Source organism: Actinopolymorpha rutila, from assembly GCF_013407855.1.
In the GTDB taxonomy this organism is placed as follows: Bacteria; Actinomycetota; Actinomycetes; order Propionibacteriales; family Actinopolymorphaceae; genus Actinopolymorpha; species Actinopolymorpha rutila.
Genome location: NZ_JACBZH010000001.1, coordinates 6,213,845 through 6,235,058, shown reverse-complemented (window position 1 = coordinate 6,235,058; position 21,214 = coordinate 6,213,845). Strand labels below are relative to the sequence as shown.

23 protein-coding genes and 1 tRNA gene are annotated in these 21,214 nt (G+C 71.1%); 12 read left to right on the top strand and 12 right to left on the bottom strand.

The genetic code is table 11. The annotated features are described in order from the left end of the window. Positions 1 to 34: 34 nt before the first annotated feature. Positions 35 to 2,143: an ABC transporter substrate-binding protein gene (locus tag F4554_RS28000; protein ID WP_179790522.1), complete on the bottom strand. Its 2,109-nt coding sequence runs from the start codon at positions 2,141 to 2,143 to the stop codon at positions 35 to 37. 313 nt (positions 2,144 to 2,456) lie between these two features. On the opposite strand from F4554_RS28000, the gene F4554_RS27995 reads away from it, so the two are divergent. Further along, positions 2,457 to 3,059: a GNAT family N-acetyltransferase gene (locus F4554_RS27995; RefSeq protein WP_179790520.1), complete on the top strand. Its 603-nt coding sequence runs from the start codon at positions 2,457 to 2,459 to the stop codon at positions 3,057 to 3,059. Here the strand turns inward: F4554_RS27995 and F4554_RS32730 are convergent. Both F4554_RS32730 and F4554_RS32725 read right to left on the bottom strand, forming a co-directional pair. After that, a complete protein-coding gene (locus F4554_RS32730) occupies positions 3,048 to 3,461 on the bottom strand; it encodes a hypothetical protein (RefSeq protein WP_337796228.1) in 414 nt (137 codons plus the stop codon). The two genes, F4554_RS27995 and F4554_RS32730, sit on opposite strands and share 12 nt — an antisense overlap. Next, positions 3,458 to 4,066, bottom strand: coding sequence for a hypothetical protein (locus F4554_RS32725; RefSeq protein ID WP_238342554.1), 609 nt, complete (start codon positions 4,064 to 4,066; stop codon positions 3,458 to 3,460). The genes F4554_RS32730 and F4554_RS32725 overlap by 4 nt, the downstream gene beginning before the upstream one ends. Positions 4,067 to 4,526: 460 nt before the next feature. Between F4554_RS32725 and F4554_RS27985 the strand changes: the two genes are divergently transcribed. After that, positions 4,527 to 5,015, top strand: coding sequence for a hypothetical protein (locus F4554_RS27985; RefSeq protein WP_179790516.1), 489 nt, complete (start codon positions 4,527 to 4,529; stop codon positions 5,013 to 5,015). A gap of 46 nt (positions 5,016 to 5,061) precedes the next feature. Here the strand turns inward: F4554_RS27985 and F4554_RS27980 are convergent, their stop codons facing one another. The 4 genes from F4554_RS27980 to F4554_RS27965 all read right to left on the bottom strand — a co-directional run bounded on the left by F4554_RS27980 (position 5,062) and on the right by F4554_RS27965 (position 7,428). Further along, positions 5,062 to 5,643: a mycothiol transferase gene (locus tag F4554_RS27980; RefSeq protein WP_179790514.1), complete on the bottom strand. Its 582-nt coding sequence runs from the start codon at positions 5,641 to 5,643 to the stop codon at positions 5,062 to 5,064. A gap of 218 nt (positions 5,644 to 5,861) precedes the next feature. Continuing rightward, a tRNA-Pro gene (locus tag F4554_RS27975) sits at positions 5,862 to 5,935 on the bottom strand. A 16-nt stretch (positions 5,936 to 5,951) separates the two neighbouring features. After that, positions 5,952 to 6,515: a GNAT family N-acetyltransferase gene (locus F4554_RS27970; protein ID WP_179790512.1), complete on the bottom strand. Its 564-nt coding sequence runs from the start codon at positions 6,513 to 6,515 to the stop codon at positions 5,952 to 5,954. Between the two features lie 10 nt (positions 6,516 to 6,525). Beyond that, positions 6,526 to 7,428, bottom strand: coding sequence for a metallophosphoesterase (locus F4554_RS27965; RefSeq protein ID WP_179790510.1), 903 nt, complete (start codon positions 7,426 to 7,428; stop codon positions 6,526 to 6,528). Positions 7,429 to 7,523: 95 nt separating this feature from the next. Between F4554_RS27965 and F4554_RS27960 the strand changes: the two genes are divergently transcribed. Further along, positions 7,524 to 7,976, top strand: coding sequence for a GatB/YqeY domain-containing protein (locus F4554_RS27960; protein ID WP_179790508.1), 453 nt, complete (start codon positions 7,524 to 7,526; stop codon positions 7,974 to 7,976). A 127-nt stretch (positions 7,977 to 8,103) separates the two neighbouring features. On the opposite strand, the gene F4554_RS27955 is transcribed toward F4554_RS27960, so the two are convergent. Beyond that, on the bottom strand, positions 8,104 to 10,545 hold the full coding sequence (locus F4554_RS27955; protein WP_179790507.1) for a penicillin-binding protein: 2,442 nt from the start codon (positions 10,543 to 10,545) through the stop codon (positions 8,104 to 8,106). Between the two features lie 236 nt (positions 10,546 to 10,781). On the opposite strand from F4554_RS27955, the gene F4554_RS27950 reads away from it, so the two are divergent. Continuing rightward, on the top strand, positions 10,782 to 11,105 hold the full coding sequence (locus F4554_RS27950) for a WhiB family transcriptional regulator (protein ID WP_092882080.1): 324 nt from the start codon (positions 10,782 to 10,784) through the stop codon (positions 11,103 to 11,105). 119 nt (positions 11,106 to 11,224) lie between these two features. Here F4554_RS27950 and bagB read toward each other — a convergent pair whose 3' ends face one another. Next, positions 11,225 to 12,379, bottom strand: coding sequence for an ArsA family ATPase (gene bagB / locus F4554_RS27945; RefSeq protein WP_179790504.1), 1,155 nt, complete (start codon positions 12,377 to 12,379; stop codon positions 11,225 to 11,227). Then, the gene (bagA, locus tag F4554_RS27940) at positions 12,376 to 13,386 is read right to left on the bottom strand and encodes an ATPase BagA (RefSeq protein ID WP_337796227.1); all 1,011 of its coding nucleotides are present in this window, start codon (positions 13,384 to 13,386) and stop codon (positions 12,376 to 12,378) included. The genes bagB and bagA overlap by 4 nt, the downstream gene beginning before the upstream one ends. A gap of 118 nt (positions 13,387 to 13,504) precedes the next feature. Between bagA and F4554_RS32720 the strand changes: the two genes are divergently transcribed. The 4 genes from F4554_RS32720 to F4554_RS27920 are packed head-to-tail and all read left to right on the top strand — an operon-like array spanning position 13,505 to position 15,950. Beyond that, entirely contained in the window at positions 13,505 to 13,660 is a 156-nt protein-coding gene (locus F4554_RS32720; RefSeq protein ID WP_092652338.1) for a Sp36 family protein, read from the top strand. Continuing rightward, positions 13,657 to 14,118 (top strand): Atu1372/SO_1960 family protein, encoded by a 462-nt coding sequence (locus F4554_RS27930; RefSeq protein ID WP_179790502.1) that lies wholly within the window; start codon positions 13,657 to 13,659, stop codon positions 14,116 to 14,118. Before F4554_RS32720 ends, F4554_RS27930 begins: the two co-directional genes overlap by 4 nt. Positions 14,119 to 14,127: 9 nt before the next feature. Then, positions 14,128 to 15,078, top strand: coding sequence for an NUDIX hydrolase (locus F4554_RS27925; protein WP_337796226.1), 951 nt, complete (start codon positions 14,128 to 14,130; stop codon positions 15,076 to 15,078). Then, entirely contained in the window at positions 15,075 to 15,950 is an 876-nt protein-coding gene (locus F4554_RS27920; protein ID WP_337796225.1) for an MBL fold metallo-hydrolase, read from the top strand. The genes F4554_RS27925 and F4554_RS27920 overlap by 4 nt, the downstream gene beginning before the upstream one ends. Before the next feature lie 10 nt (positions 15,951 to 15,960). Here F4554_RS27920 and F4554_RS27915 read toward each other — a convergent pair whose 3' ends face one another. Beyond that, entirely contained in the window at positions 15,961 to 16,635 is a 675-nt protein-coding gene (locus F4554_RS27915; protein WP_179790500.1) for a cyclic nucleotide-binding domain-containing protein, read from the bottom strand. A 248-nt stretch (positions 16,636 to 16,883) separates the two neighbouring features. On the opposite strand from F4554_RS27915, the gene nth reads away from it, so the two are divergent. Genes nth through F4554_RS27895 form a run of 4 tightly spaced genes read left to right on the top strand, consistent with a single transcriptional unit; the run spans position 16,884 to position 20,168 of the window. Further along, on the top strand, positions 16,884 to 17,573 hold the full coding sequence (gene nth, locus F4554_RS27910; protein ID WP_202890229.1) for an endonuclease III: 690 nt from the start codon (positions 16,884 to 16,886) through the stop codon (positions 17,571 to 17,573). Next, the gene (locus tag F4554_RS27905; RefSeq protein ID WP_179790497.1) at positions 17,570 to 18,289 is read left to right on the top strand and encodes a TlpA family protein disulfide reductase; all 720 of its coding nucleotides are present in this window, start codon (positions 17,570 to 17,572) and stop codon (positions 18,287 to 18,289) included. The genes nth and F4554_RS27905 overlap by 4 nt, the downstream gene beginning before the upstream one ends. Beyond that, positions 18,286 to 18,993 (top strand): NUDIX domain-containing protein, encoded by a 708-nt coding sequence (locus F4554_RS27900; RefSeq protein ID WP_179790495.1) that lies wholly within the window; start codon positions 18,286 to 18,288, stop codon positions 18,991 to 18,993. Before F4554_RS27905 ends, F4554_RS27900 begins: the two co-directional genes overlap by 4 nt. Then, on the top strand, positions 18,990 to 20,168 hold the full coding sequence (locus F4554_RS27895) for a MarP family serine protease (protein ID WP_179790493.1): 1,179 nt from the start codon (positions 18,990 to 18,992) through the stop codon (positions 20,166 to 20,168). The genes F4554_RS27900 and F4554_RS27895 overlap by 4 nt, the downstream gene beginning before the upstream one ends. 59 nt (positions 20,169 to 20,227) lie before the next feature. Here the strand turns inward: F4554_RS27895 and F4554_RS27890 are convergent, their stop codons facing one another. Further along, the gene (locus F4554_RS27890) at positions 20,228 to 21,142 is read right to left on the bottom strand and encodes an alpha/beta fold hydrolase (protein WP_179790491.1); all 915 of its coding nucleotides are present in this window, start codon (positions 21,140 to 21,142) and stop codon (positions 20,228 to 20,230) included. Positions 21,143 to 21,214: the final 72 nt, after the last annotated feature.

The following is a 21,214-nucleotide window of genomic DNA, read 5'->3' as shown; positions in this document are numbered from 1 at the left end:
GTGGGAGGCCCGGCCGCGGCCGGTGTGGGTTACCTCAGGTGGTGTGCTTGTCGGGGTTCTGCCAGAAGTACGTCTCGGGGTCGTACACCGCGGGCGTCGGGTGCTGCCACGGGTTGACGAAGCCGCCCTGGGCGAGGTTCTCCTTGCGGGGCACGTTGCGCAGATCCTTGTGGGTCAGCATGACCGCCGGGGTGTTGGCGATCGTGCCCATGAAGAACGGGCCCTCGTCGATGTGGATCTTCACCATCTGGAAGGCGATCTGGCGCCGCTTGATCTCGTCCGGCTCCAGCTTGGCCTGGTCGTACAGCTTCCACAGCCGCTCGATCGGGCCGCCCTTCTCCGGCGCCATCCGCGGCGGCGTGCGCTTGAACGGGTCGACGTCAAGCTGTTCCTTCTCCGCCGGCGTTCCGCGCAGGTTGTACATCTGCCCTTCCAGCGGAGCCCACCGGCTCGACTCGACCGGCACCATCCAGGCGACCTGGGCGAGGTGGTCCGGTCCGCTGCTGACCTCCCACGCGCACTGGGACGCCAGGCGGCCGTTGGCCCACTGGTCGCCGTAGCCTTCCGGCGCGACCGGGTTGAGCTTGACCGTCAGGCCGACGGCTTCCCAGTCCCGCTTGAGCAGGTTGTTCTTCTGCTGGTGCTCGTCGCCGGTGTCGGCCGGAAAGTCCAGCCGGATCGCCAGCGGGCTGCCGTCGGGCATCTCCCGCTTGCCGTCGCCGTTGGTGTCCTTGACGCCGAGCTCGTCAAGCAGCGCTTTCGCCTTGGCAGGGTCGTACTTCACGTAGGAGTCGCGCCACTGCTTGTAGATCTTCTGACCTTCGGCGCCGGACTGGTACTCCTTGGCCTTCGGGCTCATCGTCCCGGTGGAGAGTTCGCCGGTGTTGAAGTAGATCTGCTTGCGGGCGTCCTCGCGCTTGTATGCGTACGACAGCGCCTGCCGGAACTTCGGCTTGCGGACGAGGGCCCGCATCTTCGGGTCCTCGTAGTCGTAGTTGAAGAAGAACATCGAACCGGTGCCGGTTCCGCTGTCCCAGAAGAAGGTGTCCATCCCGCTGCGCTTCTGGGTCTGCTTGAACCCCGACACGTCCCCGAGCGTCAGCCCGGTGAACGGCCCGTGCACGTAGTCGACCTTGCCCTGCTGGATCTGCAGCTTGCCGACCTCGACGTCCTTGTTGGCACGGAAGGTGATCTGGTCGACGTTGGGAAGCTGTCGGCCCTCCCGGTCCACCACCCAGTAGTAGGGGTTGCGTTCCCAGACGGCCTGGCGGCCTTCCTTGTAGGACTTCAGCACCCAGCCGGTCATGACGGGGCAGCCGGGAGTCTGTACCTGGTTGCGCTTCTTCTCGAACTCGCCGTCGGCACTGGCCCAGTTCTTCGCGACGGACTTGTTGTAGCGCGGGTGGTACTGCTTCAGGTAGTGCTTGGGCTCCATCCAGGTGGAACCGTTACCACGGTTGACGTATCCAGCGAGTCGCATCGGCGTGAGCGGCGCGGCCGCGTCGTAGGTGAGCACCAGGGTGTTCTCGTCCGGCGCGGTCATCTTCATGACCGTTCCCTTGCCCGACTTCGCCTCGTCCGGTGGGACCTCGGTGTGTTCGGTGTTGAGGACCATGTCCTCCCACCAGAACATGATGTCCGCGGTGGTCCATGGCTGCCCGTCCGACCAGTGCAGTCCCTTGCGGAAGTGCAGTGTCCACTCCGAGGCGTCCTCGTTCGACTCGAAGTTCTCCACCAGACCGGGGCCGATGTCCAGTGCGTCGTTGAGGAACCGCAGCAAGGAGTGGCCGTACATGTACTCCAGGATCTGCAGGTCGTTCGTCTCCGGCACCAGGATGTTGAGGTTGCCACCGTACTTCGCCGGCTCCAGCCACTTGTGTGGTACGACGTACGGGCTGGAAGGAACTCGCTTTGCCAGCTCGGGAAGCTTGCCGGCCTTCACCTGGTCGGCCAGCATCGGCGCCTCGGTGAGCTTCTTGGGCGGCGAGAGCGGCTTGCGCTCCGACCCCTTCCCCGAGCTTGCTGCAGACTTGCCCGCCTTGGGCTGTGCGGTCTGCTCACCCTCACCCGAGGAGCACGCGCCGAGCATCACGGCGCCGGCGGTGAGGCCTGTGCCGTAGAGGAATGTGCGCCTGTCCAGCATCCTGTCGTCTCCGCTTTCTTCGACTGCAAAGAGCATTACAACGTGGTACGTCGTCAGGAAGTGTTCAGGTTCTGAGCCCGGAACACGCCCGGCTGTCCCCATCTGGCCGGATATGCGCCGGTTCTGGTCGCCAGACTAGTTGATCTACCGTCGCGGATGCGGTGGCGGCTGTTCAGTGTTGTCCCGTTGGGATCAGAGGTTGATCGCTACTCGGGCATCGGCGAACCGGCGCTTCGAGCCGGTGAAGGTGGCGTCGGTCCACTCATCGCACGAAACGTTTCTCCCCCGGGGCGGCTGTAGCGACAATTGCTCGGTGACCGACGAAGCGCCCGCGAGCATCTTCTCCGCCAAGCCCACTCTGATCGGGAAGCTGGTGACGCTGCGGCCCTTCCTCGCGGAGGACACCCCCGTCCTGCGTTCCATGCTTCGCGACGCGGAGATCGGCCGGCTGACCGGCAGCGTGCACGCAACCGGCGAGGTAACGCCGTGGGACGAGACGGCCGAGGCGCGGATGCTGGCCTGGTACAGCAGCCGGAACGCGCAGCCGGACCGGTTGGACCTGGCCGTCGTCGATCGGCGCGACGACGCATGTGTGGGCGAGGTGGTCCTGAACGAGTGGGACGAGCCGAACCGCAGCTGCAACATCCGCATCGCGCTGGTGTCCGCCGGTCAGGGCCGCGGTCTGGGTACGGAGGCGATGCGGCTGATGGTGGCCCACGGTTTCGAGCAGCTCGGCCTGCACCGGATCTCCTTGAACGTGTACGACTTCAACCCGCGTGCTCGTCGTGCCTACGAGAAGGTCGGCTTCGTGCAGGAGGGAGCGCGGCGCGACGTCCTCTGTCTCGACGGCGAGTGGGTCTCCGACGTGGTGATGAGCATCCTGGCACCGGAGTGGAGGAACCGTTCAGCCGACTGACGTCCGCGCGGCCCGGTCGACGTGGCGGAGGAGTTCCGTGCGCCGTTCCTCAGTGGTGAAGGCGGCCTGGACCGCGTTCCGGGTGATCCGCAGAAGCTGACCGGTGTCAAGCCCGAGTTGCGTGGCGGCTGCGTACTCCGCGTCGATGGTCGTGCCGACCTGGACCGGGTCGTCGGTGGCCAACGTGACCGGTACCCCGGCGGCCAGCAGGGTCGGCAGCGGATGCTTCTCCGCGGTGGGAAGGACACCGAACAGCTCGTTGCAGGACAACGCCACCTCCAACGTCACACCGCGATCGAGCAGCAACTGGATCAGCGACGGGTCGTACGCCGCGTGCACACCGTGCCCGATCCGGGTCAGCCCCGGTGTCCGTACGGCGGCGGCGAGGTCGGCGGTGCTCACCTCTCCTGCGTGCACGGTGATGCCGAGGCCCGCTTCGGCGAGCCTGTCCGCCAGCCGACAGGCGATCGTCCAGTCGGTGTCGGTGCCGTACGGCGCGAGATGAAGTCCACGCCGGCCAGGCCCTCTGCCCTCGCTCGGATACAGGCGTCGGCCTTGCGGGCAAGGTAGTCCGGTGACGCGGTGAGGTCGGCGAAGACCGCGAGTGCCTCGGCGCGCAGGTGAGGGTGTTCGGCCCGGACCTGGCGTTCTGCGGTGCGGAACAGTTCCATGAACCCGTCCCGCAGCACCGAGTCTCCGCCGCAGCGCACCTCGACGTAGCACCCTCCTGCGCGGGCGTGCTCGGTCAGGATGTCGACGGTGCGCGCGACGAACATCTCGTCGTCGTCGAGTTCCGCCGGTACGGGGCACTCGCTGCCCAGCGAACCCAGCCGGAGCGGACCGGGCGGGAGTTCCGCCAGCAGCCGACGGCGCCAGGCCGCCCAGTCGTAGCTCGGGGGTCCCTCCCGCCGGGCGAGCACGCGGTCAAGCCGTGGGCCGGCTTCCTGGTGGACGTGCAGGTCGGCCTTCGGCAGAGCCGCCACGAGTTCGGCGTCCGGCAGCGTCATGTCCACACGCTAACTACTGCCCAGGACCCAGGAATCCCGGCGCCGCGCCGACGGTGACCTGCCCGTCGGCGCGTTTCTGCGTTGTCCTCGTACCTTCGTCTCGAACAGGACCTTCAGCCATGGATTCCAGTCGTGCCGCCTCTGCGGCCGAACCCGCCACTCCAGCTCACCCGACCGGCACCTACGAAGACCTCGTCGCCGACGCCCTGGCCGCCGCCGAGTCGATGAACGGTTGGGACTTCTCCTACGTGCGGGACCGGAGCAGCGGCGGCGAGCTTTCCTGGTCGTACCCGGACCTTGCCCGCGACGCGGTCTCGCGCTCGGCCGCCCTGCTCGACCTCGACACCGGCGGCGGGGAGATGCTGGCGTCGCTGGCCCCGCTCCCGTCGCACACCGTCGCGACCGAGGCCTGGGAGCCGAACGTGCACCCCGTAAGCGCCTCGGGCCCCTGGACGTCGACGTGCGCCTGGCACAGGAGGGGGTCCAGCTGCCGGTCGCCGACGGTGAGTTCGCCCTGGTCCTCAACCGGCACGGGGCTGTCGACGGCGACGAGGTGTGGCGCGCTCTGTCTCCGGGTGGGATCTTCCTTACCCAGCAGTGTGGAACGCGCAACGACCTCGAACTCAACGCCGCGCTCGGGGCCCCGCCCGCCCGGGATGCGGACTCCGACGTCTTCGCCGGAACCCTTGCTGCGTTGGAGAAACAGGGGTTCTCGATCCTCACCGCGCAGGAGGAGTTCGCGCCCTACGCCTTCCACGACATCGCGGCGGTGGTCTACCACCTCACCGTGGTGTCCTGGGTGATCCCCGACTTCGACGTAGGCCGGTACGACGCGAAGCTTCGGGAGCTCGACCGCCGCCTCCGCGCCGAGGGGCCGCTCGTGGTGCACAACCACCGCTACCTGATCAGGGCGGCAAAGCCCGGGGAAGGCGTGCATCCGGGCGCCTGATCCTCATCGACCGGTCGGGACCCGTCCGCCCTGCGTACGCGCTGGTTCAGGCGTGCCAGCCCGGCGGCGGGTCCTCGCCGACCACGCCGTCCACGGCCTCGCGGAGCAGATCGGCCTGCCCGGTGTGCCGGCCGTACTCCTCGATCAGGTCGCACACCAGCCGGCGCAGGCTGGCATGACGCCCGTCGGGTGCGGAGACGTGCACGAGCTGGTCGAGCCCGCCGTCGGCCAGGGCGGCGTCCAGCCGCGCGTTGGAGCGTTCGACTGCGCCGTCCCACAGGGCGTAGAGATCCGCGGGGGAGTCGTCGGCGGCGGAGACGAACACCCAGTCGGGTACGTCGTCCCGGTAGACCGTCTCCCACGGCTCGCCCGGCGACCCACCGCGCAGCTTGCCGGTGAAGGTGTAGTCCTCGACCAGCGCGAGGTGTTTGAGCAGGCCGCCGAGGGTCAGCGAGGAGGCTCCGATGCGTGTCTGCAGCCCGGTCGCGTCGAGGTGACCCGCCTTCCAGCGGAACGTCGTACGCAGCCGGTTGAGGGCACCGAGAAGGTGCTCGGTCTCGGTACCGGCGAGGGGTGGCTCCCAGGGCGGGTCGATGCTCTGCTCGGCTGTCTGCTCGGTCTCAGTCATGGCGGCACCCTAGAACTCATCCCGGACGTTCTGCGTCCGCAGAGCCGCTGTAGGCGGACTTGGATTCCCCGGATCGCGGAAGCCACGCTGACCGATGACTGCGTAGTGATCGAGTCGTACGGTCCAAGCCGGCGTGGGCGATCCGTAGTCACTCAGTTGGTCACTCAGGAGATGTCGCAGGGGGTGCCACCTGGTGGTGACACCCCCTGCGACCTGCGTCGGGGTGGCGGGATTTGAACCCACGACCTCTTCGTCCCGAACGAAGCGCGCTACCAAGCTGCGCCACACCCCGAGAACGCCAGGCGAGTCTATCGGGCCCCTTCGCGAGCCTGCGACTGGGTATCGGTCACGGCGTCCGGGATGCCCCGGTAGACCGTCAGCAGCCACTCCTGGAACCGCACCTGGCGCCAGTACGTCATCCCGAGCTTCTCCATCACCCGCACCGACCGGACGTTCGCCGCGACCGTGATCGCGATCAGCGACCTGAGCCGGAGCTGGCCGTACGCGAGATCACGAACGGCCAGCGCGCCCTCGGTGGCCAGGCCGCGGCCCCAGGTGGATTGGGCCAGCCGCCAGCCGATCTCGACCTCCTGGGGGACGGCGAGGTGCTGGTGCAGGCCGATGAACCCGGCCAGCTCGCCCGTCGACCGCAGCTCCACCGCGTACAGCCCGTAGCCCCGCTTCTGCCAATGTTCCTCGATGCGCTCGGCCAGTTGGTCGCTCTCGGCCTGGCTCATCGGCGTACCCATGATGTGCTCCATCACCATCGGGTCCGCGTTGAGAGCCGAGAACGCCGGCCGGTCCTCCGCGCGCCACGTGCGCAGGATCAGCCGTGGTGTGGTCAGCCTGGCCGGAACCCTGAGCAACCTCACTCAGGCACCCTCACCTGGCGGGTCGCAGGGTCAGCAGGCTGGCCTCGGGATAGCAGGCGAACCGGATCCGGGCGTACGGCGAGGTGCCCAGGCCCGCGGACACGTGCAGCCACGACGGGCCCCAGCGGGACAGGCCCTTGGCCCGCTTGGAGTCCAGGTCGCAGTTGGTGACCAGCGCGCCGTACAGCGGTACGCACAGCTGGCCGCCGTGAGTGTGCCCGGCCAGCAGGAGGCGGTAGCCGTCGGCGGTCATCGCGTCCAGCACCCGGCGGTACGGCGCGTGGGTGACCCCGATGGTGAGCTCGGCGGACTCGTCGGCCGGCCCCGCGACCTCGTCGTACCGGTCGACGCGGATGTGCGGATCGTCCACGCCCGCGAACGCCCACCGGCGGCCGTCCGCCTTCAGCTCGCCCTTGGCGTTGTTGAGGTCGAGCCAGCCCGCCTCGGTGAAGCCTTTCCGCAGTCCCTCGATCGGCAGCTTGGGGGCGACGATCGGCCGCGAGCGCTCCCTGCGCCGGAGGTAACGGAAAGGGTTCACCGGTGACGGTGCGTAGTAGTCGTTCGACCCGAAGACGAAGACGCCGGGCAGCTCCAGCAACCGCTCGTAGGCGTGCAGTGCCACCGGGATCGACTCCGGGTCGGAGATGTTGTCACCGGTGTTGACCACCAGGTCGGGCTCCAGAGCGGCGAGGCCGCGCACCCACTCCACCTTGTCCTGCTGGTCCGGCATGAGGTGAAGGTCGGACAGGTGCAGGATGCGCAGCGGTCGGCTGCCTGGCGCCAGCACCGGGACGTCGAAGCGGCGCAGGCGGAAGGCGTGCGCTTCGTACGCCGCGGCGTAGGTCACGCAGGCGGCACCGGCGGCGACGGCACCGGCGGCTGTTCCCAGGGAGTACTTGAGCAGCGGATGCACCCGGCCAGCGTCCCACACCAAGCTGCGCTCGGCGAACCGGCGCGGCCCCGGCTCGGAGCCGCCGCACCGGCGCGCCCCGACCGTAGGATCGGCGCATGAGCGACCTCAAGGACCGTCTGCGCACTGACCTGACCGCGGCGATGAAGGCGCGGGATGCGTTGCGCGCCTCCACGCTGCGGATGACCCTGACCGAGGTGACGAACGCCGAGGTGGCCGGCACCTCCGCGCGGGAGCTGAGCGACGCCGAGGTGCTCGAGGTGCTGGACCGGGAGGCGAAGAAGCGCCGGGAGGCCGCCGACGCCTACGACCAGGCCGGTCGCGGGGAACTCGCCGGCAAGGAGCGCGCCGAGGGCGAGATCATCGCGGAGTACCTCCCCGCCCAGCTGTCCGACGAGGAGCTGTCGGCGATCGTCGGCAGCGCCGTCGACGAGGTGGGCGCGAGCGGCATGAAGGACATGGGCAAGGTGATGAAGGTCGTCCAGCCGCAGGTGAAGGGCCGGGCCGAGGGCGGCCGCGTCGCCGCCGCCGTACGCTCACGGCTCGGCTGACCGCAGCGCCCGGCCGACCCGCCCGAAGCGGGACGAAGAACGAGGGCCGCCCGACCACCGGATCTCTCCGGTGCTCGGGCGGCCCTCGTTCTCTGCGTACGGCCTGCTGCGCGTGGGCCGACCGGGGTCAGCCCGCTCCGAAGATGCCGCCGAACAGCCCCTGCTGACCACCACCGTGGGGCTTGTGGGGCTTGCCCGGGCCGGGCGGGAACGGGCCGGGCGGCAGGTCCGGGCCCTTCGGCGGCTGCGGCTGCGGGTTGGGCTGCGGCGGTTGGGGCTGCGGCGGCGGCGCGGGCGGGGTGCCGTCGGAGAGGTAGACGACGATGGTCGAGCCCGAACCGGCCTTGCTGTTGGGTCCTGGGCTCTGCCGGGCCACCGTGCCGCGGGGCAGCCCGGAGTCGACGTAGGAGCCGATGGCCATGCTGAACCCGGCGGCCTCGATCGTCTTCTGGGCCTGGTCGCGGCTCATCGAGACCACCGACGGGACGTCGGTCGGCACGCCCTGTACGACGTCGGGGTTGGGCTCGACGAAGTTCGGGCTCTTCTTGCCCTCCAGCGCGCCCTTCATCGCCGCGGTCCACATCGGGCCGGCGAGCTTGCCACCCCAGACCTGGTCGCCGAAGACCCGGCGGCCGCCGATCTCCTTGCCGATCAGGGTGGTCTGCGGCGCGTCAGCGTCGGTGATCACCGACGCGGCGGCGAGGTTGGTGGTGTAGCCCATGAACCACACGCCGATGCGGTCCTCGCTGGTACCCGTCTTACCGGCCGCCTGGCGCCCGTCGAGGTGCATGTCGGCGCCGGTGCGGCCCGGGTCGGGGCCGTCGATGACCTGGCGGAGGATGTAGTTGACGCCGTCGGCGACGTCACGCGGAATGACCTGCTTGCAGTCGGGTCCCTGCACCTTGACCTGGTTGCCGGTGCGATCGGTCACCTCGGTGATCGGGATCGCGTTGCAGTGCAGACCGCGGGCGGCGAACGTGGCGTACGCCTCGGCCATGGACACCGGCGCGATCTCGTTGACACCGAGGGTGAACGGCTTGACCTGCTGCAGCGGGTTGCCGTCGGCGCGGACCGCGCCCATCTTGGCGGCGATGGTGGCCGGCTCGCAGATGCCGGTCGCCTTCTCCAGCTCGGCGAAGAACGTGTTCACCGAGTGGGCGGCGCCGGAGATCATCGTGCTGGTCGACCCGGCACTGGTGGAGTTGCTGACATGCCAGGCGTCCCGGTTGTAACCGGGCTTGCCGTCCACACAGGTCTTCACCGGGTCACCGATCACCGTGCTCTCCGGCGACGGGAACGACTGCGTGATCGGGATGCCCTGCTTGATCGCGGCGGCCAGCACGAACGGCTTGAACGTCGAACCCGGCTGGTAGCCGAGCGTGCCGTTGTACTTCTGCGGGACGTTGAGGTTGATGAACGTGTTGCCCTTGCCCTGGCCGTAGCCCCGGGACTGGGCCATCGCCTTGATGTAGCCGGTGCCCGGCTCCACCATCGACACCGCGCCGATCGCGCCGTCGGTGGGGCGGACGTTGTCGTGCACGGCCTTCTCGGCGGCGGCCTGGGCCTTCGGGTCCAGCGTGGTCTGGATCGTCAGCCCGCCCTGGTCGATCAGCTGCCGGCGCTGGTCGCGGGTCTTGCCGAGGTTGGGGTCGTGCAGCAGGAGTTGTTCGACGTAGTCGCAGAAGAACGGGTACTTCGAGTAGTAGCAGCCGCGGGGCGTCTTGTTCGTCTTCAGCCCGATGGGGGTCCCGCGCGCGTCCTGGTATGCCTTCGGCGAGATCATCCCGAGGGTGGACATCCGCGAGAGCACGAGGTTGCGGCGGTTGAGCGCGGCCTTGGCGTCGGCGACCGGGTTGACGTTGTTCGGGTCGCGTACGAGCCCGGCGAGCATGGCCGCCTGGGGCACGGTGAGCTTGGCCGCGGTGGTGCTGAAGTAGTGCCGGGCGGCGGACTCGACGCCGTAGGCGCCGTCACCGAAGTAGACGATGTTGAGGTACTTGCCCAGGATCTCGTCCTTGGTCATCTTCTTCTCGAGCTCGACGGCGTAGCGCAGCTCCTGGAGCTTGCGGCCGTAGGAGTCCTCGATGACCTGGGCCTTCTCCTCCGGGGTCTGGGCGTTCTCGAACAGCACCTGCTTGACGTACTGCTGGGTGATGCTCGACCCACCCTGGGAGACCCCGCCGGACTGCTGGTTACGGACGAACGCCCGCATCGTGCCCTGAATGTCCAGCGGACCGTGCTGGCGGAAGCGGGCGTCCTCGATCGCGACGATCGCCTGCCGCATCGCCGGGGCCACCCGCTTCAGCGGCACCTCGACACGGTTCTGGTCGTAGAACGTCGCTATCACCGAGCCGTCGGCGGCCAGCACGCGGCTGCGCTCGGGTAGCGGCGGGCTGGTGAGGTCGCCGTCCATGTTCTCGAACGCGTCGGTCGCGGACTGGGAGGAAAGCCCCAGTAAACCGGCGAAGGGGACGGCCAGCCCGGCGACGAGCGCGCCGGTGAGCGCACTGATCCCGACGAACAGCAGGATCTGCGAGACGAATCCCCGCTCACCGTGTGTTCGTGACATGGCTCGGATTGGGCTCATGACGGCATAGCCTACGCGGTCGTCATGAGTGATCGCTTCGTCATGTCGCCGACCTCCCGACCCCTACTTACCCAGCCCGACGGTCGACACAATCTCAATTCTGGCCTTCGGGGGCTGTCGCTTTGGGCACTCCTGGCCTTACCGTTCTGCCAGGACGTTGGGGGAACGTCCGCGCATCGGTCACCTTGCGTGACCGACGTCAGGGGAGGGACAAAAGAATGACATGGAATGGCGACTGGGTCCGGCTGGCCGCCTGCCGCGGAAGTGACGAACCCGACCGGCTGTTCGTCCAGGGGGCCGCTCAGCACGATGTCAAGACCGTCTGCATGGGGTGCCCGGTGCGTACCGAGTGCCTCGCCGAAGCACTGGACGGTCGGATCGAATGGGGGGTCTGGGGAGGAATGACCGAGCGCGAGCGTCGTGCCGTGCTCCGTCGACGCCCCACCGTCACCTCGTGGCGGCAGTTGCTCGAAACCGCTCGCACGGAGTACGAGCGGGCCTACACCACCCACGGACCCGCTCGGGTTCGTGCTCTCGGGTAGGCAGACGAGCAGCACTGAGTAGCACTTCACGTCGGTGCCCTCGTCCCGGACCATGACGGGGGCCCGGCATTTTCGAACCACCATCATCGGCGTACGCCAGTCATCTGGGCGTACGCCGGTCATTCGCCGCTGAGCCGGGCACCGATCTCGCGCAGGCTGTCCAGGTCGTGCACGTCGGACGACAGCGCGGGTACGCCGGTCACGGAGACACCCGGGTGCGCCGAGGCGAACCTCTCGGCCAGGTGGTGCTCGCGCGCGGCGCGGCGCATGCGTTCACCGTGCAGGCGCAGCACCGCGGCGGCGACCGGGTGCTTGCCGGACTCGGTGAGCGCCTCGGCCGCGGACAGGCTGCGTTCGGCGGAGACGTGGGTCGCCGCCGGCGCGGTCATCCGGTTGAGCACCATCCCGGTCAGCGGCATGCGCTCGTCCCGCAGGCGGTCGACGAAGTAGGCCGCCTCGCGCATCGCGTCGGGTTCGGGCGCGGCCACCACGAGGAACGCCGTCCGCTCCTCCTGCAGCAGCGCGTAGGTGCGCTCGGAGCGGGCACGGAACCCGCCGAACGTCGTGTCGAGCGCCGCGACGAACGTCTGGATGTCGGTGAGCACCTGGGCGCCGAGGAGCTTGGTGAGCATTCCGGTCACCAGGCCCATCCCGGCCGAGAACACCTTGATCGGGCCGCGTGCGGGTGCGCTCAGCAGCCGCAGCAGCCGGCTGTCCAGGAACGACGACAGCCGCTTCGGCGCGTCCAGGAAGTCCAGCGCGGACCGCGACGGCGGGGTGTCGACGATGATCAGGTCGTACCGCCCGTCGGCCAGGGCGTCGGCGTGCAGCTGGCCGAGCTTCTCCATCGCCATGTACTCCTGGGTGCCCGCGAACGACGACGACAGCGCGACGTAGAACGGGTTCTCCAGGATCACCTTCGCCTTCTCCGGCGAGGTGGTGGCCAGCACCACCTGGTCGAAAGTGCGCTTCATGTCCAGCATCATCGCGTCGAGGTGACCGCCGCGCTTGGTGTCGATCCCCTCCACCCGGCGCGGGGTGTCGTCGAGCTCGGGCAGGCCCATCGCCTGGGCCAGCCGCCGCGCGGGGTCGATGGTGAGTACGACGACCTGCCGGCCGCGCTCGGCGGCGCGTACGCCGAGGGCCGCCGCCGTGGTGGTCTTGCCGACCCCGCCGGAGCCGCAGCAGACGACGATCTCCACCGTACGGTCGTCCAGGAGCGTGTCGATCTCCAGGCCGTGCAGCCCGTCCACGGTCTTCTTCCGCCTGGTCATGCCATCCCCTGCGCGGTGAGTGCGTGGCTGAGCTCGAACAGCGCGCCGAGATCAACTCCGTCGGTGAGCCGGGGTAGTTCGTACGTCGGCCGGTCCAGCGCGGAGACCTGCGACCGCAGCTCGTTCTCCAGCTCGACCCGGACCGCGTGCTCGCGGGCGTCGGTGAGCAGCCCGGTGACGGTCTCGTCGTCGGCGGACAGGCCCGTCTCGCGCAGCGCGGCGGTGAAGTCGGCCCGGGGGAGCGAGCCGCCCGACGCCGCGGTGAGGGCCTTCGCGTCGAGGGGGCTCTGCTCGGCCAGGTTGATCACGACCGCGCCGACGGGGATCTTCGCCTCCCGCAGCTCGGCGATCCCGTCCGCGGTCTCCTGGACGGGCATCTCCTCCAGCAGTGTCACCAGGTGGACCACCGTCTGGGGCGAACGCATCATCGTCATGATGCTGTCGGCCTGCCGGCGGATCGGGCCGACCCGGGCGATGTCGGCGACACCGGCGTTGACCCCGAGGAAGCGGGCGATCCGGCCGGTGGGCGGGGCGTCCAGCACGACCGCGTCGTAGACCCGGGCGTGGGTGCGCTTCTTCTCCCTGCGGCGGACGGCCTCGTAGACCTTGCCGGTCAGCAGGACGTCGCGGACGCCGGGGGCGATGGTGGTGGCGAAGTCGATCGCGCCCACCTTGTCCAGGGCGCGGACGGCGCGGCCCATCCGGTAGTACATCTCGAGGTACTCCGCGAGCGCCGCCTCCGGGTCGATCGCCAGGCCGTAGACCTCGCCGGCCGTGGCGTTCTCGTCGGGCACGGCGGCGATCCGGTGCTCGTCGTAGGTGCGGTTGGGTGCGTCGAACAGCCGGGCGATGCCCTGGCGGCCCTCGACCTCGCACAGCAGGACCGTCTGCCCGCTGGCCGCGAGGGCGAGCGCGAGCGATCCGGCGACCGTTGTCTTACCGGTGCCGCCCTTGCCCGTCACGATATGGAGGCGGACACCCTCCCAGTCACTGTCACCGCGTGTCACGCTCGTCGACACTAGCCGCTGCGGCGGCGGCGTCGGTAACGGACCGCCGGACCGGCTGCTGCCGACGGACATTCCGGGCGGCCGGAGTCCGTCGGCGCGGTGCCATAAGCTCGCGGCCATGACGAAATGGGAGTACGCCACCGTCCCCCTGCTGGTGCACGCGACCAAGCAGATCCTCGACAACTGGGGCGAGGACGGCTGGGAGCTGGTCCAGGTCGTGCCGGGCCCCAACCCCGACAACCTGGTCGCCTACCTCAAGCGGGCCAAGGCGTGAGCGGACCCGAGGCCAGGCTCGCCGAGCTCGGGCTGGAGCTGCCGCCGGTGGCCGCGCCGGTCGCGGTGTACGTCCCGGCGGTACGCACCGGCAGCCACGTCCACACCTCCGGCCAGCTGCCGATCTCCGGCGGGTCCCTGCTGGCGACCGGCAAGGTGGGCGCCGAGGTCAGTCCGGAGGACGCCTACGCGCTGGCCCGGCAGGCCACCCTCAACGCGCTCGCCGCGGTGCGCGCGGAGCTGGGTGACCTGTCGTCGGTGACCAGGGTGGTCAAGGTCGTGGTGTTCGTGGCCAGCGCGCCCGACTTCACCGGGCAGCCGAAGGTCGCCAACGGCGCCTCGGAGCTGCTCGGCGCGGTCTTCGGCGACGCGGGCCAGCACGCCCGCAGCGCCGTCGGCGTCGCGGTGCTGCCGCTGGACGCGCCGGTCGAGGTCGAGCTCGTGGTGGAGACGGGGTGAGCACCCCCGGTGGACGCGGACGCGGGTGAGACGGGGGCGCTCGACGGACCGGCGTACGACACGTCGGTCCGGGTCGTGCCGCCCGCCCTGGTCGAACGCGCCGCCCGGCTGGAGGCGGGGGAGTTCACCCCGGTCCGGCCGAGGCACGCCTCCACCGTCGTGCTCCTGCGCGACGGGTCCGGCGGCCTGGAGGTCTACCTCCTGCGCCGGCACACCTCGATGGCGTTCGCCGCGGGGATGTACGCCTTCCCGGGCGGCTCGGCCGATGCCCGCGACGCCGACGCCGCGCTCGGTTGGGCCGGCCCGGCGCCCGCGGAGTGGGCCGCGCGGCTGGGGTTCTCCGACGAGGGGCTGGCCCGGGCTTCCGTCTGCGCCGCCGTACGCGAGACCTTCGAGGAGGCGGGCGTGCTGCTCGCCGGCCCGGACACCGGCAGCGTGGTCGCCGACCCGACCGGGGACGACTGGGAACGCGACCGGATGGCCCTGCTCGGCCGGGTGCTGCCCTTCGCCGAGCTGCTCGCCCACCGCGGCCTGGTCTTGCGATCGGACCTGCTCGCGGCGTGGGACCACTGGATCACCCCGCGGGTCGAGGAACGCCGGTTCGACACCAGGTTCTTCGTCGCGGCCCTGCCGGCCGGCCAGCAGCCCCGGGACGTGTCCGGCGAGGCCGACCGGGTGGCGTGGATGCGGCCCGCCGACGCACTGGCCTCGGTGCGTCGCGGCGAGATGCGGATGCTGCCCCCGACCTACCTCACCCTCGCCTCCCTCGCCGACCTGCCCGACGTCGCGACGGCGCTGGCCGCCGCCGGCGAGCGGACGATCCGGCCGGTGCAGCCGCGGGTCCGCCGCACGTCCGACGGTGGGCGGTGGGTGCTTCCCTGGGACCCCGACTGGGACGGGGACGCCGGCGGTGACGCCGTACCCGCCGGCCCGGCATACGACGAGGGGGAGCTGCGGTGACCGCGCCGGAGCGGTGGACGGGTGGCCCGGTGGGCGCGCGGGCGGTGTGTGTGCTCGCGGACAACCCCGGCCCGATGACGTTGGACGGCACCAACACCTGGGTGCTGTTCGGCGCTTGCGGCGACGCGCTGGTGGTCGACCCCGGCCCCGCCGACGAAGGTCACCTGCGGCAGGTCCTGGCGGCGGGCGGATCGCGCGGCGGCCAGGTGACGGCCGCGGTGCTCACCCACGGCCACCTCGACCATTCCGATGGCGCGCGCCGGTTCGCCGAGCTCGCCGGGTGCCCGCTGCGCGCGGTGGACCCGGCCTACGCCCGCGACGGTGGGCTGGCCGACGGCGACGTGCTGACGGTCGACGACCTCGCCCTGCGGGTGGTCGCCACACCGGGCCACACCTCCGACTCGGTGTCGTTCCTGCTGTCGGACCCCGCGGACCCAGCGGACCCGGCGGACCCGGCGGTGCCGGCTTCGGCAGGTGACCCGGCGGGCGCGGCCGTCCTGCTCACCGGCGACACGGTGCTGGGCCGGGGGACCACGGTGGTGGCGCACCCCGACGGAGCGCTCGGGCCCTACCTCGCCTCGCTGCGCCGGCTCCGCGAACTGGTCGCGCAGGTGCCCGTACGCCGGCTGTTGCCCGGACACGGCCCGGTGGTCGACGACCCGCTCGGTGTCCTCGACCACTACCTCACCCACCGGGCCGAACGCCTGGAGCAGGTGCGCGCGGCCGTCCGATCGGGTGCGCGGACACCGCGAGAGGTGGTCGAACGCGTGTACGCCGAGGTCGACCGGGCGCTGTGGCCGGCAGCTGAGCAGAGCGTGCGAGCCCAGCTCGACTACCTGGACTCCCTCGCGGCCGAGGCCACCGACGCCTGAGCGGGCCCCGTCAGCGGGCCCGGTTGGTGAGCCGCTCCACGTCGAGGATGACCACCGCCCGCTGCTCCAGCCGGATCCAGCCCCGGTGCGCAAAGTCCGCCAACGCCTTGTTGACGGTCTCCCGGGACGCGCCGACGAGCTGGGCGAGCTCCTCCTGCGTCAGGTCGTGGTGGACGTGGATGCCGCCGTCGGCGGGTCGGCCGAACCTCCGGGCCAGGTCGAGCAGCGCCTTGGCGACCCGGCCGGGTACGTCGGAGAACACCAGGTCGGCGACCGCCTCGTTGAGGGCGCGCAGCCGGGAGGCGAGCTGGTGCAGGAGGTTGCGGGACACCTCGGGCCGGCCGGTCAGCCAGGTCATCAGCTGGTCCTGCCCCAGCACCAGCAGCGTGGCGTCGGTGACCGCCGTGACCGTGGAGGACCGCGGGCCGGGGTCGAAGACCGACAGCTCGCCGAACATCTGGCCCGGCCCGAGCACCGAAAGGAGGTTCTCCCGGCCGTCGGAGGAGGTTCGGCCCATCTTGACCTTGCCGTCGATCACGACGTACAACTCGTCCCCGATGTCGCCCTCGTGGAAGAGCGCGTCGCCCCGGCGCAGGCGGATCTCGTGCATGGCGGCGCGCAGAGCCGTCGCCGCGGCGTCGTCCAGGCCCGCGAACAGCGGCGCTTGCCGCAGCACGTCGTTCACTCGGTGATCCTCCTCCGGGTCCGCGCCGTGCCGACCCGCGGTCTAGTGTGCCGCGCCACACCATGATCGCGGTAGCTAGGCCACGTAGGCTGACCCGCGTGACACCACCCGCCGCGGGTTCGGCCCGCTCCACGACCCGCCCCGGGCGCGGCTCCGCGAGTGCCGCGAGCACGCCGAGCACCCCCACCGGCAAGCCCGCAGGCAAGGCCGCGAAGGGCGCCGGCCGTCCCGAGGAGAGCCGGCTGGCCCTGGTCCGACGGGCGCGGCGGATCAACCGGATCCTGGCCGAGACCTATCCCGACGCGCACTGCGAGCTCGACTTCACCGACGCGTTCCAACTGCTGGTGGCCACGATCCTGTCCGCCCAGACCACCGACAAGCGGGTCAACCTCGTCACTCCGGCACTCTTCGCGAAATACCCGACCGCGGCCGACCTGGCCGCCGCCAACCCCGAGGACGTCGAGTCGATCATCCAGTCGACCGGGTTCTTCCGGGCGAAGACGAAGTCGATCATGGGGATGGCGCAGGCGCTGGTCGAGCGCTACTCCGGCGAGGTGCCGGGCAAGCTGAAGGATCTGGTCACCCTTCCCGGCGTGGGTCGCAAGACCGCCAACGTCGTGCTCGGCAACGCGTTCGGCGTCCCCGGCATCACCGTCGACACCCACTTCCAGCGGCTGTCCCGGCGCTTCGGGTGGACCACCGAGACCGACCCGGTGAAGATCGAGCACGAGGTCGGCGCGCTGATCGAGAAGCGCGAGTGGACCGACATGTCCCAGCGCCTCATCTGGCACGGCCGCCGCCGGTGTCACGCCCGCCGGCCGGCGTGTGGCGCCTGCCCGGTCGCGCCGCTGTGCCCCTCCTTCGGCGAGGGACCGACCGACGCCAAGACCGCGAGCAAGCTCGTCCGTAGTGCCGCGGAGGCACTGGACACCCAATGAGGCACGGCGGCAGACGGACGGCGTACGCGGTCGCGGGCCTCATGCTCGCTCTGCTGAGTGCGGGCTGCGCGGGCACCGGCGGTCCGGACGGGCAGCAGCCGGCCGGCGTCGGCGAGCGGGTCACCGAGACGCCGACATCCACCGGTACGCCCGCCTCGGGGAAGTCCACCGCCCCGGACAGCAAGCGCCTGGCCACGCTTCGCGCGCGGGCCGGGATCGCGCCCTGCGCCCAGCTGACGGTCGGCCCGGGCGGCTCCGTGCACCAGGCTCCGCCGGCGCCCCCCGGCGGGAAGCCGCTGCCCGACGTCACCCTGGTCTGTCTGGGGTCCGGCCGGTCCGTGCGCCTGAGCGACCTCAAGGGCGCCCCGACGGTGCTGAACGTCTGGGCGCAGTGGTGCGGGCCGTGCCGGGCGGAGGCGCCGCACTTCCAGAAGCTCTACGCCGCGGCCGGTGACTCGCTGCGCGTCGTGGGTGTCGACTTCGCCGACCCGCGTCCCGAGCTCGCCCTCGCCTTCGCCCGCGACCTCGGCCTGCGCTACCCACAGCTGGCCGACCCCGACAAACGGCTGCTGGCGCCCTTCGGGTTGCTCGCCGGCATCCCCGCGACCGTCTTCGTGGACGCCGACGGCAAGGTCGTGCACGTGGCACACCGGCCGTACGACTCCGAGCGGGAGCTGCGCCAGGACGTACGGACCTACCTGGGAGTGAAGCTGTGAGGACCGACGCCCACGCGGAGCAGGACCCGGTCGACCTGCCTACCTGGCTGGAACCCGTACGAGACGTCGCCCGCCGCGCCCGGCCCGGCGACTTCAGCCGGGCACTGCCACCCGACGGGGGCGGGCGCGCCTCGGCCGTGCTGCTGCTGTTCGGCGAGGGGGTGCACGGCCCCGACATCCTGCTGATCGAACGCGCCCACACGCTGCGGTCCCACGCCGGCCAGCCCGCCTTCCCCGGCGGCGCCATCGACCCCACCGACACCGGCCCGGTGGCCGCGGCGCTGCGGGAGACCGTGGAGGAGACCGGGCTGGACCAGGCCGGTGTCACGGTGTTCGGGACGCTGCCCGACCTCTGGCTCCCGCCGTCCGGCTACCTCGTCACGCCGGTCCTCGGCTGGTGGCACGCACCCTCGCCGGTGCGCGTGGTCGACGTCGCGGAGGTGGCCTCGGTGCACCGCGTACCCCTGGAGACGCTGCTCGACCCCGCCAACCGGTTGTCCGTACGCCATCCGTCCGGTTTCGTCGGCCCGGCGTTCGCGGTGGCCGGCCTGGTGGTGTGGGGCTTCACCGGCGGGGTACTCGACCGGCTGATCGCTCTCGCCGGCTGGGAGCGGCCCTGGGACGCCAACCGGGTCGAGGACCTGCCCACTCACCTGGTCGAGCTCGGGGCGGCCCGTGCCACCGATGACCGGAGGCCGTCGTGAACGTGCTCGACATCATCCTGATCGTCGCGGCGATCTGCTACGGCATCTCCGGTTACCGGCAGGGCTTCCTCATCGGCGCCCTCGGCGTCGCCGGCCTGATCGGCGGCGGGGTGGCCGGCGCGTGGCTCGCACCGATCGTCCTGGACAAGTACGAACCCGGCCTGCGCGTCTCCCTGGTCGCGCTCGGCATCGTGCTGGTCTGCGCCTTCCTCGGCCAGGCGCTCGGTGCCGCGCTCGGCGCCGCCCTGCGCTCGCACGTGACCTGGCGCCCGGCGCACTTCGTCGACGCGACCGCGGGCGCCGCGCTCAGCATCGCCGCCATGCTCGTGGTGGCCTGGATCCTCGGCTCCGCGGTCGCCAGCGCCCGCTTCGGGGACGTCTCCACGACCGTCCGCGGCTCGAAGGTGCTGGCGACCGTCGACGAGATCGTCCCGCCGTTCGGGGCGCAGGCGGTGCAGGCGTTCGGCCGGGTGGTCGACCCCAGCCTGTTCCCGCGCTACCTCGCGCCGTTCGAGACCGAACGCATCGCGCCCGCCCAGCCGCCGGCCGCCGGTGTGCTGAAGGACCCCGACATCCGTCGCGCCGGCCGCAGCGTGGTGCGGGTGACCGGCGTGGCGCTGGAGTGCTCGCGGTCCCTGGAGGGGTCCGGGTTCGTGTACGCGCCGAACCGCGTGATGACCAACGCCCACGTGGTGGCCGGGGTGTCGGCCCCCCGGGTGGAGACCCGCGAGGGCCGCCGCTACAACGCCCGCGTGGTGTCGTACGACCCCGAGCGCGACGTCGCGATCCTCGCCGTTCCCGACCTGCCGCTCGCGCCGGTTCCGCTGGACGAGGGGGCCAAGCCCGGCGACGAGGGCGCGGTGCTCGGCTACCCCGGTAACGGCCCGTTCACCGCCGGTGCGGCCCGGGTGCGGTCGGAGCAGGCGCTGCGGGGCCCGGACATCTACGGCGACCAGCAGGTCACCCGCGACGTGTTCTCGCTGTACGCCAAGGTGCGGCCGGGCAACTCCGGCGGTCCGCTGGTCTCGCCCGAGGGCACCGTCACTGGGCTGGTCTTCGCCGCGTCGGTCGAGGACGGTTCGACGGGGTACGCGCTGACCGCGGAGGAGGTGGCCGCCAACGCCCGGGCCGGGGTGGACGCCCGCAAACCGGTGTCGACCGGCGGCTGTTCCTGACCGGATCCCCGGCGGCCTCCGCGGAGACCCGGGCCCAGGCGCCCTGGCGTACGCCCTGGTCAGGCGTCGTCGAGCCAGGCCAGGAGTTCCTTGAGGAAGGCGTCCGGCGCCTCCTCGTGCGGGAAGTGGCCCACGCCGTCCAGCAGCCGCCAGCGGTGGGTGCCGGCGACGTACTCCGCCGACCCCTCGGCGGTGGCGGGCAGGACCGACGGGTCGAGCATCCCGTGCACCTGCAGCACCCGCTGGGTGACCGGCTGCTTCATCCGGGCGACGAACCTGCGCCCGTCGGAGCGGAACGCCGCCCGTACCAGCCAGCGGTAGTACTCCAGCGCGCAGTGCGGCGCCGGCCACAGCTGCATCGCCGTGCGGTAACGCCTGGCCGCCTCGGGATCGGGGAACGCCGAGCCGGGGGCGGACCACCGGCGCAGCAGGCGTTCGACGAGCGCCCCGTCGTCGGCGACGAGTTGGCGTTCGGGCAGCAGCGGGGTCTGGAACGACACGACGTGCCCGGCGGAGCGGAGCTGGCTGCCGCCCCGGAACGCCTCCCGGCGCAGCCGGAGCGGGTGCGGCGCACCGACCACGGCCAGCGAGCTGACCTGGCGGGGATGGAGGGTTGCGGTGGCCCAGGCGACGTAGCCGCCCCAGCCGTGCCCGACCAGGACGGCGTCGGAGTGGCCGAGTGAACGCACGAGCCCGGCCACGTCGCCGGCCAGGGTCACCGGGTCGTATCCGCGCGGCGTCTTGTCGCTACCGCCGTACCCGCGCAGGTCCATGGCGGCGGCACGGTATCCCAGGTCGGCCAGCGCGGGGAGCTGGTGCCGCCACGCCCACCAGAACTCGGGGAAACCGTGCAGGAAGAGGACGAGCGGCCCGTTGCCGCACTCGGCCAGGTGGAACCGGGCGCCGTTGGCCGCCACCCAGCGGTGGGTCCACGGCCCGTCGATCTCGACAGCTCCCCCTGCGTGGGCGCTCATGCCTCCACTGTCCCATAGCGGACAGCGAACCGACGCGGAGGTGACCGCTCGGCGCCCTCGGGGCGTGTTGAC

Coding starts and splice junctions, on each gene's coding strand:
- F4554_RS27955 (WP_179790507.1), bottom strand. CDS start 10,545: ATGTCACGAACACACGGTGAGCGGGGATTCGTCTCGCAGATCCTGCTG.
- F4554_RS32720 (WP_092652338.1), top strand. CDS start 13,505: ATGACGAAATGGGAGTACGCCACCGTCCCCCTGCTGGTGCACGCGACC.
- F4554_RS27950 (WP_092882080.1), top strand. CDS start 10,782: ATGACATGGAATGGCGACTGGGTCCGGCTGGCCGCCTGCCGCGGAAGT.
- bagB (WP_179790504.1), bottom strand. CDS start 12,379: ATGACCAGGCGGAAGAAGACCGTGGACGGGCTGCACGGCCTGGAGATC.
- F4554_RS28000 (WP_179790522.1), bottom strand. CDS start 2,143: ATGCTGGACAGGCGCACATTCCTCTACGGCACAGGCCTCACCGCCGGC.
- F4554_RS32725 (WP_238342554.1), bottom strand. CDS start 4,066: ATGACGCTGCCGGACGCCGAACTCGTGGCGGCTCTGCCGAAGGCCGAC.
- F4554_RS27905 (WP_179790497.1), top strand. CDS start 17,570: ATGAGGCACGGCGGCAGACGGACGGCGTACGCGGTCGCGGGCCTCATG.
- F4554_RS27980 (WP_179790514.1), bottom strand. CDS start 5,643: ATGACTGAGACCGAGCAGACAGCCGAGCAGAGCATCGACCCGCCCTGG.
- F4554_RS27890 (WP_179790491.1), bottom strand. CDS start 21,142: ATGAGCGCCCACGCAGGGGGAGCTGTCGAGATCGACGGGCCGTGGACC.
- F4554_RS27960 (WP_179790508.1), top strand. CDS start 7,524: ATGAGCGACCTCAAGGACCGTCTGCGCACTGACCTGACCGCGGCGATG.